Annotated in this window: 5 protein-coding genes; all 5 read right to left on the reverse strand. The window is 64.6% G+C overall.

The genetic code is table 11. From position 1 onward, the window contains the following. Positions 1 to 403, reverse strand: a 403-nt coding sequence (locus ABD056_RS22605; RefSeq protein ID WP_343870543.1) for a hypothetical protein, incomplete at its 3' end; no start/stop codon positions are given. 28 nt (positions 404 to 431) lie between these two features. Continuing rightward, positions 432 to 689, reverse strand: coding sequence for a hypothetical protein (locus ABD056_RS22610; RefSeq protein WP_343870545.1), 258 nt, complete (start codon positions 687 to 689; stop codon positions 432 to 434). A gap of 100 nt (positions 690 to 789) precedes the next feature. After that, a complete protein-coding gene (locus ABD056_RS22615) occupies positions 790 to 1,290 on the reverse strand; it encodes a hypothetical protein (RefSeq protein ID WP_343870547.1) in 501 nt (166 codons plus the stop codon). A gap of 12 nt (positions 1,291 to 1,302) precedes the next feature. Continuing rightward, positions 1,303 to 1,788 (reverse strand): hypothetical protein, encoded by a 486-nt coding sequence (locus tag ABD056_RS22620; protein ID WP_343870549.1) that lies wholly within the window; start codon positions 1,786 to 1,788, stop codon positions 1,303 to 1,305. Then, positions 1,785 to 2,639, reverse strand: coding sequence for a hypothetical protein (locus ABD056_RS22625; protein ID WP_343870550.1), 855 nt, complete (start codon positions 2,637 to 2,639; stop codon positions 1,785 to 1,787). The genes ABD056_RS22620 and ABD056_RS22625 overlap by 4 nt, the downstream gene beginning before the upstream one ends. Positions 2,640 to 2,769: the final 130 nt, after the last annotated feature.

Consider the following 2,769-nt stretch of genomic DNA (forward strand, 5'->3'; position numbering starts at 1 on the left):
TTTCCTCGGGGTCGAGGCGGGAGCGGTCCTGGTTCAGCAGGCGGGTGGCGTGGGACTTGAAGAATTGGCGGGCTTCGTCGTTGGGGACGCTTTCCGTGTTGCCCTTGGGGAGGCGGTTTCTCCCCCGACTGTGGCCGGCGTCAATGGCTTGGTAGGCTGCCGGGTCTCGGACCAGGGTCACATGCTTTTCAGCGATCTCAAGATCAGTGAGAGCGGCCACCAGACTGTCGGCCATGCCCTTGCTGTTGGCGTGGCGGTCGAGGTCGTTCTGGAGGAAAGTGCGCTCCACCGAGAGGATCAGATCAAGGTCGCCGCTTTTGCCAACGGCCTTCACCTGATTGAGCAAGTCACTGCGTGTCTCCTGGAGCCGGAGGGCTGGAGGGGTCCGGCCACGCTCCAGCATCAGCCCGTCTTCCGCCAGGAGGAGGCGATCAAATATTGCGATCCAACCAGTCTTTTCCATAAGCCTTCTCCGCCGTATCCGTTCTCAGTCCCTTGGCGCGAATCCAGTCGGCGCCGTTCCGCTTCTTGGCCGACAGCAGCGAGTGAGCCGGCAGTTCCGCCAGCGCCAGCCACTGCCAAGCGGCCTCTTCGTCGCCTGCCTTTCCGGCAGCCACCGATTCGGCCAGGATGGCGCAGTTCTCGCTCATACCGGCCTTCTCGGCCTCGCTCAGGTAGCTCTTCGGCATGGTGGGTCTCCCATGGGTGTGGTGGTCCTTCTGGTGATGATTTTAGAGGTAGTGGAGCGGGGCCGCCAGTGTCGCGGCGTCGTCTGATTCGAGGGCGGCGTCATGGCATGACCCAGGACAGGTCATGATCCATGACGATGGTATTCCACCACGCCGTTGAAAGCGGATCGAAGGCGCCCTGGGATTGTGCGAGCCACAGGCATTGAAGGACGGTCGGAAGATCGAGCGGAAGGGTGCCGCCCTGGTCCAGCCGCGCGACGAAATAGGCATGGATGCCATGGTGGGGGCAGGTGTCCTCTACCAGCGCCTCGACGGTGGCGGGGTTGGCGAGGACGGGGACTTGGTCAAGCGGGATGGCTTCGTCTCGAAGCCCCGTGGGGAGCGAGCCCCAGCCGGCTGGAACCGGCGGCACGATGCCGGCATCGCTGGCGGCGCGGATGCAGCGGATCACCTCCGCTGTATCCAGGGCAAAGCGCGTCTCTCCAGCCTGAAGGGCGAAGATCGGCAGGGACCGGGAGCCCTTTCCACCGCCTGGCCCGGGGTCGATGTCGATAATAATTTCGATGCCTTGAGTGCGTAGCGCCAGGTCTTTGTCGTCCATGGATGTCGCTCCCTATGAAGCCTTCGAGATGTGGGGGCTCACCTTCGGCGCCGCCTTGGGGCCGGCCTGGAGCACCCGCCGCTCCAGCAACCGCAGCAGGGTGCTGTCGCCGGCCGGCGGCGGCGGGGTGGCGGTGAGGTCGACGGCGCCGAGGCCGGAGAGGCCGAAGGTCAGGCCACCGGCTTCGGGGTGAAAGGTGGTGACGATGTCGTGCTCGATCAGCAGCGCCTGCGCCGGCAGGGTCCAGGTGATCAGCACCGACAGCTCCATCAGCGGCGCCGCCGGCAGACGCACCTGCAGGCGGCCGCCGTCGTCAGGACCATGGGCGACCAGCTGGTCGCCGTCGCGGCGCACCATCAGCGTTGGCATGGGGATCTCGGTCAGGCCGATACGGCCGGCGCCGAGGATCGCGACGTGGCAGCCGGGCGCCCCGGTATCGGCGGCCCAGACCGGCAGGCGCAGGCGGGGCCGCAGGGGGAAGGAGGGAGAGAGCGTCATTCTGGCACTTCCCCAGGCCGCAGGGCCGCCCGGTGGGCTCGAAGCTGCCGGTCGGCCATGTCGCTCACGGCGGATATGGTGCCGACATAGAAGCCAAGGCCGAGCGCAACATCCAGGGGAATTCCTGGCAGAATGGCGAAGATGGAGGCGATCATGGCGACCGCCATACGAGGCTGGGCCAATAGCCCTATGCCATGCCGTTCAAGCGGGGCGAGGAAGATACCTGCGAGCCCTTTCGTCGCGGGTTTGCCTCTCAGGGCAAGCAGGCGGCGTTCGACAACCAGGACAAGAAGGACTATACCGCTGAAAGCGGCATAGGTCGCCGCCATCACCACCATGAGAAGCGCGAGGCGGTCGAGTGGTAGGGTGCCCGGCAGGAATGGGATGATGGCCATCCCGGCCAGACCCGTGACAGTGGGTATGGCCAAGCATGATCCACTGATGGCGAGGGGCTTGCATAGGGGATCGGAGGGACGAAGAGCATTACAGAGGTTTTCGCTACGCTCCCTTCGAACTGGGAATACCTCGCCATTCCCGCCATCGCTGGTGTTCTCGCCTTCGGGTACCATCTCTCGGCGCAACGGTGGTTCAAGGCGTTCTCCTACGGCGTTGCTTTCGCCATGGTCGCCATCTTGATGATTGTCATCTTGATGGGTTAGGACCGCTTGATCTGCTCTTGAGGTGGCTAATTTCCTCTCGCACCGCTCCGCCAGGGTGGCGGCCAGGATCTCCGCGTCATTTGCTACATCCACTGGATCATGCCGCAACGCCGTGTCGAGGGCATGCCGCAGCCACTGCAACATCGCCGGATCGGTCATCCCGACCTCATGTTTGATTTCTTCCTTCATCATGCCGGCACCTCCCCGGTTCGCGGGGCCGCCCAGTGGGCTCGAAGCTGCCGGTCGGCCATGTCGCTCACGGCGGACATGGTGCCGACATAGAGCCCGAGACCGAGGATGATGTTCGGCGCAATGCCGGGAA

It is taken from the genome of Caenispirillum bisanense (assembly GCF_039523075.1).
In the GTDB taxonomy this organism is placed as follows: Bacteria; Pseudomonadota; Alphaproteobacteria; order Rhodospirillales; family Rhodospirillaceae; genus Caenispirillum; species Caenispirillum bisanense.

Excerpts from the sequence above, each read along its gene's own strand:
- ABD056_RS22610 (WP_343870545.1), bottom strand. The coding sequence starts at position 689 with ATGCCGAAGAGCTACCTGAGCGAGGCCGAGAAGGCCGGTATGAGCGAG.
- ABD056_RS22615 (WP_343870547.1), bottom strand. The coding sequence starts at position 1,290 with ATGGACGACAAAGACCTGGCGCTACGCACTCAAGGCATCGAAATTATT.
- ABD056_RS22620 (WP_343870549.1), bottom strand. The coding sequence starts at position 1,788 with ATGACGCTCTCTCCCTCCTTCCCCCTGCGGCCCCGCCTGCGCCTGCCG.
- ABD056_RS22625 (WP_343870550.1), bottom strand. The coding sequence starts at position 2,639 with ATGATGAAGGAAGAAATCAAACATGAGGTCGGGATGACCGATCCGGCG.